Source organism: Marinibaculum pumilum, assembly GCF_042646425.1.
In the GTDB taxonomy this organism is placed as follows: Bacteria; Pseudomonadota; Alphaproteobacteria; order Ferrovibrionales; family Ferrovibrionaceae; genus Marinibaculum; species Marinibaculum pumilum.
Genome location: NZ_JBHRTR010000035.1, coordinates 47,688 through 54,361 on the forward strand (window position 1 = coordinate 47,688; position 6,674 = coordinate 54,361).

The window sequence follows — 6,674 nt, forward strand, 5'->3', positions numbered from 1 at the left end:
TCTCCAGCACCGTCTTTTCCGCCGGGATCGAGGTGACGGTTTTCAGGCCGTAGCCGGAATTGTCGCCGTCGAACTCAATATCCTCGTCGGTATGCACCGAGATCTGGATCGGCTGGATGATCTGGTGGTCCTCGGCGCGCATCTTCAGCATGTCGCCGTTGATCGCCTTGAACTCCATCCCTTCCAGCGCCCGGGCGACGGCGCCGGGCTCCACGGAGTTCGCCTTGCGCATGGCTTCCGCCAGCATCTGCAGGGCGTTGACCAGCCGGCCCTGGGTCAGGTCGGCTTCCGGATACTTCGCCTTGAACGCCTTGTGGTATTCCCGCAGTTCCTCGGTCGGCGCCGGATTCACGTGACCCTCGTGGATCAGGTAGATCTGGTCCTTGCCGCCCTCGCCCAGTGCCGCGGTGATGCCGTCGTAGGCGGCATAGTAGGTGTAGATCGGCACATCCAGGCCGGCCTGGTTCACCGCCTTCGCCAGGTTCAGCATGTCGGCGCCCCAGTTGCCGGTGATAATGGCGTCGGCACCGGATTCCTTGATCTTGGTGACGTAGGGGGCGAAGTCCTTGACCTTGCCGATCGGGTGCAGCTCGTCGCCGACGATCTCGATCGACGAGCTCTTCTCGCCCAGCATCTGGTTCGCGGCGGCGGCGACCGCCTTACCGAACGAATAGTCCTGGCCGATGATATAGATCTTCTTGATGTCGGGCTGGCTGACGATGAAGTCGGTCAGCGCGTTCATCTTCTGGTCGGCGTTCGCGTCGAAGCGGAAATGCCAGAAATTGCATTTCTCGTTGGTCAGTGCCGGATCCACCGCCGAATAGTTCAGGTACAGGATCTGGTGGTCGGGATTGCGGGCATTGTTCTTCGCGACCGCCTCGGTCAGCGCGTTGGCGACGCCTGAGGAATTGCCCTGCAGGATGTAGTGGACGCCGTCGCCGATCGCCTTCTTCAGCTGCAGCAGGCTTTCCTTCGGGCTGATCTGGTTGTCGTAGGGGATCACCTCCCACTTCATGCCCAGCGGCGGGTCGGCGTTGATCAGGGTGTCGACGGCGAACTGGGTCTGCTTCAGACCGTTGGTACCGGTCGCCGCGAAGGGACCCGACAGCGGGTCGATGAAGCCGATCTTGACGGTGTCTTCTGCGAGCGCGGCCGTGCTGATGGTGCCGGCCGCAGCCAGTGCGAGCAGGACTCGCGGCATGCGGGACATGCGCATCCTCTTCCTCCCTCGGATATGTCGTGGAGCGTCGGTTGCATTCTGTCGTGCCGATACGCTCTACGAGAACCGTGCATGAGGGGGGGATGAACGTCAAGATGTCTGCCGGTTGCAAACAACCGTCAGGCTTGCAGCGGGCGCCGCGCCCTGACCTAACGGGCGGCCTGGCGCCGCAGGGCGGGGCCGTCGACCTCCGGTCCATCCGGTCGCAGCGCGATCCGGACCTGCTGCGTGCCCGGGGTGGTGCGGCGGGCGATCTCCAGGTCCAGCGCCTGGCCGTAGTGGCCGGGATAGACCGGCCCGCCCTCTTCGCGGTTGCGCAGCAGATGAAGCTTCACCCGCCAGGTCGGCCGGAACACGGGGCCGAAGCGGCGGCTGTCCAGGACGATCGCGCTCTGCCCCGGGGCGATGTCGCGCCCCTGCCGGGTGCGGCCGTCGACACAGTCCACGAAGATCGGGCGTCCGGCATGGTTCGCCACCTCGATGACATAGCCGGTCGGGCTCTCGTCCGGTTCCCTGTTCTCGACCCGGCGCGCCTGGCGCCGGACGAGGACCGGCACCAGCAGGGCGACCGGAACGAGCAGGAACAGCCACCAGTCCATCAGGCCCGCCACACCGTCCGTGGCGCGGGGCCGGTGGGCTGCAGGACGGTTGCGACGACCTGCGGCTCGAGCGGCGCAGGCCCGCCTTCGGCCGGGGCCGGCAGACGACCGGCCGTCGATACCGCCAGGGTCATGGCGGCGGCGAATGCCATTGCGGCCAGAGGCTTCAGGGCATTTTGTACCTTCATCGCACCCTCCCGGTCGGGCGGCCCGTCACGGCACTCTGCCGCACGGTACCGCCGTCATGACAAGGATGGCGGTGGAATGTGACGGCGCCACGGCGCTTCGGTTTCCGACGGCGGCGCGGGCGCCATTCCGCACCCTTGAAATGCGGCTGCGGCCGCTGCGCCACGTAGGTGATGGCGCGGGTTCCGCCCTGCGGCATCGGCAGGACGCCGACCGGGTCCATGCCGTAGGGGCCCGCCTCGGGAAAGACCGGCGCGCCCCTGCCCTCCGCGGCAAGCTCGAAGACGCCGCAATTCAGCACCGCCTCGGTCGGGCCCGCCCTCACCGGCTGCGACCCGTCCGGGCCTGGCCCGTCAATTGATGCCTTCGAAATGCGGCTGCGGCTGCTTCGCGACATAGGTGACCGTGCGCGTCCCGCCCTGCGGCAGCGGCATCACGCCGACCGGGCTCATGCCGCCGGATCCCGCACCCGGGAAGATCGGCGCCCCCTTGCTGCCGCCGGCATAGTCGAAGGCGCCGCAATGCATGGTGGCGACCTCAGCCCCCAGACGGATCGGCTGGAACGTCATCTTGATGTTGTGGCCCGGCTCTACCGTCATGCTTATGGAGGTCGAGAAAGAGCCCGGCTTCACCCGGCACTCGATATAGACCCGGCGGTCGAGATTGTTCTGGGCATGAATGTCCAGGTAGGAGTCCGCCGCCGCGGCGGGCCGGACCAGGACCGCGGACAGGGCAAGGGCGAGGATGGCGGCGATCGACAAAGCATGCCGCAGCCGCAGGGCATTCCGGTGGGAACGGAACATCGCTGTCTCCATCGTTGGCGTTGCGATGCACCTACCGTCGGCTGCCGGTTTGACCCCGAGATGACATGATCGTGGCGATATCCGGGCGGCGGCGCGTGCGATCGTGATCGCACGCGCCCGCATCCGCCGGCCGCGTGCGGCCTATTCCGCGGCCTCCTTCGCCGCCGGCCGCTCCACCCGGTCGGCCATCATCGCGGTCAGGTGGACGATGTCGGAGACGGTGGCCCCCATGTCGACGATCTGCACCGGCTTCTCCAGACCCACCAGCAGCGGGCCGTAGACGGTGGAGCCGGCGAGCACCTGCAGCAGCTTCGCACTCAGGTTGGCGGAGTGCAGGCCGGGCATCACCAGCACATTGGCCGGCCCGTTCAGGCGGGAGAAGGGATAGAGCTTGCGCAGTTCCGGGTTCAGGGCGATGTCGGCGGACATCTCGCCCTCGTACTCGAAATCGACCTCCATGCCGTCGAGCAGGCGGACCGCCTCGCGCACCCGGTCGCCGGTGACCCGCATCGGGTTGCCGAAATTCGAATGCGACAGCAGCGCCACCCGCGGCTCGTGGCCCATCTGCCGGGCCAGCGCGGCGGTCTGGACGGCGATGTCCTTCAGGATCTCGCCCTCCGGCAGCTCGTGCACCGTGGTGTCGGCGACGAACACGGTGCGGCCCTTGGAGATCACGATGGAGACGCCGAACACCCGCTGGCCGGGCAGCGGGTCCAGCACCCGGCGGACATCCTCGTAGGCCACCGAATAGGACCGGGTCACCCCGGTCACCATGGCGTCGGCATCGCCCAACCGCACCATGCAGGCGGAGAAGATGTTGCGGTCCTGGTTCACCATCCGCTGGCAGTCGCGGAACAGGTAGCCCTGCCGTCCCAGCCGGCCGTACAGGAATTCCGTATAGGCATCGTTGCGGGCGCTCTTGCGGGCGTTGGTGATCTCCAGGTCGGCGGTGCTGACATGCAGGCCGATGCGTTTCATCGTTTCCGCGATGCGCTCCTCGCGGCCGACCAGGATCGGATGGCCGTAGCCGGCATTGCGGAAGGCGATGGCGGCGCGGATCACCTTCTCTTCCTCGCCCTCGGCGAACACCACCCGGCGCTCCTCGCCGCGCACCCGGTCCAGGATCATCTGGATCGAGCCGATGGTCGGGTCCAGGCGGGCGGCCAGGGTATGGCCGTAATGCTCCAGGTCGTGGATCGGCTGGCCGGCCACGCCGGAATCCATCGCCGCCTTGGCCACCGCCTTCGGCACCTCGACGATCAGCCGCGGGTCGAACGGCACCGGGATGATATAGTCGGGGCCGTACTGGGGACGCTGGCCGCGATAGGCGGCGGCCACCTCGTCGGGCACGTCCTCCCGCGCCAGGCGCGCCAGGGCATCGACCGCGGCGATCTTCATCTCGTCGTTGATGGTGGTCGCCCGCACGTCCAGCGCACCGCGGAAGATGTAGGGGAAGCCCAGGACATTGTTGACCTGGTTGGGATAGTCCGACCGGCCAGTGGCCATGATCGCGTCGCCGCGGACCTCGGCCACCTCCTCCGGCGTGATCTCGGGATCCGGATTGGCCATCGCGAAGATGATCGGCTTCGCCGCCATCGACCGGATCATCTCGGCCGTGAAGGCGCCCTTCACCGACAGGCCCCAGACCACGTCGGCGCCGCGCATCGCCTCCTCCAGGCTGCGGGCGTCGGTCTCCACCGCATGGGCGGACTTCCACTGGTTCATCCGCTCGGTGCGGCCCTTGTAGATCACACCCTTGGTGTCGCAGAGGATGGCATTGCCCGGCGGCAGGCCCATCGCCTTCAGCAGTTCCACGCTGGCGATCGCCGCCGCGCCGGCGCCGTTGATGACGATCTTGGTGTCCTTGATGTCGCGTCCGGTCAGGTCCAGCGCATTGATCATGCCGGCGGCGGCGATGATCGCGGTGCCGTGCTGGTCGTCGTGGAAGATCGGGATGTCCATCAGCTCGCGCAGCCGCTGCTCGATGATGAAGCAGTCGGGCGCCTTGATGTCTTCCAGGTTGATGCCGCCGAAGGTCGGTCCCAGGAACTTCACGCAGTTGATGAATTCCTCGACATCCTCGGTGCCGACCTCGATGTCGATGCCGTCGACATCGGCGAAGCGCTTGAACAGCACCGACTTGCCCTCCATCACCGGCTTGGAGGCCAGCGCGCCCAGATTGCCCAGGCCCAGCACCGCGGTGCCGTTGGAGATCACCGCCACCAGGTTGCCCTTGGCGGTATAGTCGTAGGCGGTCTTCGGATCCTTCTCGATCTCCAGGCAGGGCACGGCCACGCCGGGGGAATAAGCCAGCGACAGGTCGCGCTGGGTCGCCATCGGCTTGGTCGGCACCACTTCGAGCTTGCCCGGCCGGCCACGTTTGTGGAATGCCAGGGCCTCGTCGCTCAGACTGGCCTGCTGCTGATCGCTCAAGTCACTCATTTGATGATTTGCCCTGCTGACATGCGCATTTCCCCGAGACCGGTCGCGGCGTGGCTTCCGGCCGGCCGGCGCGCAACTCTCCGGTCCGGCGGCCCGCCCTTTTTTCGCGCGACACCTTGAGGGGATGATAGGTGCCGGATTCGACCCCTGACAAACGGGAAATGGGCCATAACCGGGAAAACGGGGTGGCCCGGGAGGATGGCAGCGCGATGCGCGCCACCCCGATGATGGCGCAGTACCTGCGGATCAAGGACCGCTACCCCGACGTCCTGCTGTTCTACCGGATGGGCGACTTCTACGAACTGTTCTTCGACGATGCGGTGGCGGCCGCGGACTGCCTGGACATCACCCTCACCCGGCGCGGCAAGCATCTGGGGGAGGATATCCCGATGTGCGGCGTGCCGGTGCATTCCGCCGACGGCTATCTGGCGCGGCTGATCCGCGGCGGCCATAAGGTGGCGGTCTGCGAACAGACCGAAGACCCGGCGCAGGCGAAGAAGCGCGGGCCCAAGTCGGTGGTCGAGCGCGACGTGGTGCGGCTGGTCACCCCGGGCACCCTGACCGAGGACAGCCTGCTGGATGCCCGCGCCAACAACTTCCTGGCCTGCATGACGGCGCCCGACCGCGATGGCGAGATCGGCCTGGCCTGGATCGACATCTCTACCGGCCAGTTCGCCGTCACCACCACCGGCGTCGCCGGCCTGGCGGCCGAGATCGCGCGACTGGCCCCGCGGGAGATGGTGCTGCCGGAAAGCGCCTTCGAGCAGGCCCGCGCCGCCGCCCAGTCGGGTGCCAGCGGCGAGGTGCCGGCGCTGACCTGCCTGCCGGACGCCCGCTTCGATGCCCGCAACGCGGAGGCGGTGCTGCTGCGCAGCTTCCAGGTTGCCACCCTGGACGCCTTCGGCAGCTTCGCGCCGGCGGAGCTCGCCGCCGCCGGTTCCCTGCTGGACTATGTCGCGCTGACCCAGATCGGCGCGATGCCGGAACTGCGACCGCCCCGGCACGAGGCGGCGGGCGCGGTGATGGCGATGGACGCCGCCACCCGCCGCAACCTGGAACTGACGGAGAGCCTGTCCGGCGGCCGCCGCGGCAGCCTGCTGGCGGTGGTCGACCGCACCGTGACCGGTGCCGGGGCGCGGCTGCTGGCGGCGCGGATCGCGGCACCGCTGACGGACCCGGCGGCGATCGCCGGCCGGCACGACATGGTCGCCTATTTCACCGGCGACGAGGGCCTGCGCCAGGCGGTGCGGGCGGAGCTGCGGGCGGCGCCGGACCTGGCGCGGGCGCTGGCCCGGCTGGGCCTGGGTCGTGGCGGCCCGCGCGACCTGGCGGCGGTGCGCGACGCGCTGGAGGCGGCCGGTGCGATCGCCGCCCGCCTGGCCGCCACCGCGCCGCGGCCCGCCGGCATCGACGGCGCCGCCGCCG

Annotated in this window: 6 protein-coding genes; 1 reads left to right on the forward strand and 5 read right to left on the reverse strand. The window is 68.4% G+C overall.

What is annotated here, in order from left to right; genetic code table 11:
- The 5 genes from ACFOGJ_RS22260 to ACFOGJ_RS22280 all read right to left on the reverse strand — a co-directional run.
- On the reverse strand, nt 1–1,210 hold a 1,210-nt coding region (locus tag ACFOGJ_RS22260), incomplete at its 3' end, for a branched-chain amino acid ABC transporter substrate-binding protein (RefSeq protein WP_379904732.1).
- A gap of 158 nt (nt 1,211–1,368) precedes the next feature.
- The gene (locus ACFOGJ_RS22265) at nt 1,369–1,818 is read right to left on the reverse strand and encodes a hypothetical protein (RefSeq protein WP_379904734.1); all 450 of its coding nucleotides are present in this window, start codon (nt 1,816–1,818) and stop codon (nt 1,369–1,371) included.
- Nucleotides 1,819–2,002: 184 nt separating this feature from the next.
- Entirely contained in the window at nt 2,003–2,329 is a 327-nt protein-coding gene (locus tag ACFOGJ_RS22270; protein WP_379904736.1) for a hypothetical protein, read from the reverse strand.
- Between the two features lie 28 nt (nt 2,330–2,357).
- The gene (locus tag ACFOGJ_RS22275; RefSeq protein ID WP_379904738.1) at nt 2,358–2,807 is read right to left on the reverse strand and encodes a hypothetical protein; all 450 of its coding nucleotides are present in this window, start codon (nt 2,805–2,807) and stop codon (nt 2,358–2,360) included.
- Nucleotides 2,808–2,948: 141 nt separating this feature from the next.
- Entirely contained in the window at nt 2,949–5,249 is a 2,301-nt protein-coding gene (locus tag ACFOGJ_RS22280) for an NADP-dependent malic enzyme (RefSeq protein WP_379904740.1), read from the reverse strand.
- 185 nt (nt 5,250–5,434) lie between these two features.
- Here ACFOGJ_RS22280 and ACFOGJ_RS22285 point away from each other — a divergent pair.
- Nucleotides 5,435–6,674 (forward strand): MutS N-terminal domain-containing protein (locus ACFOGJ_RS22285; RefSeq protein ID WP_449288600.1); only part of this gene is annotated, 1,240 nt, incomplete at its 3' end.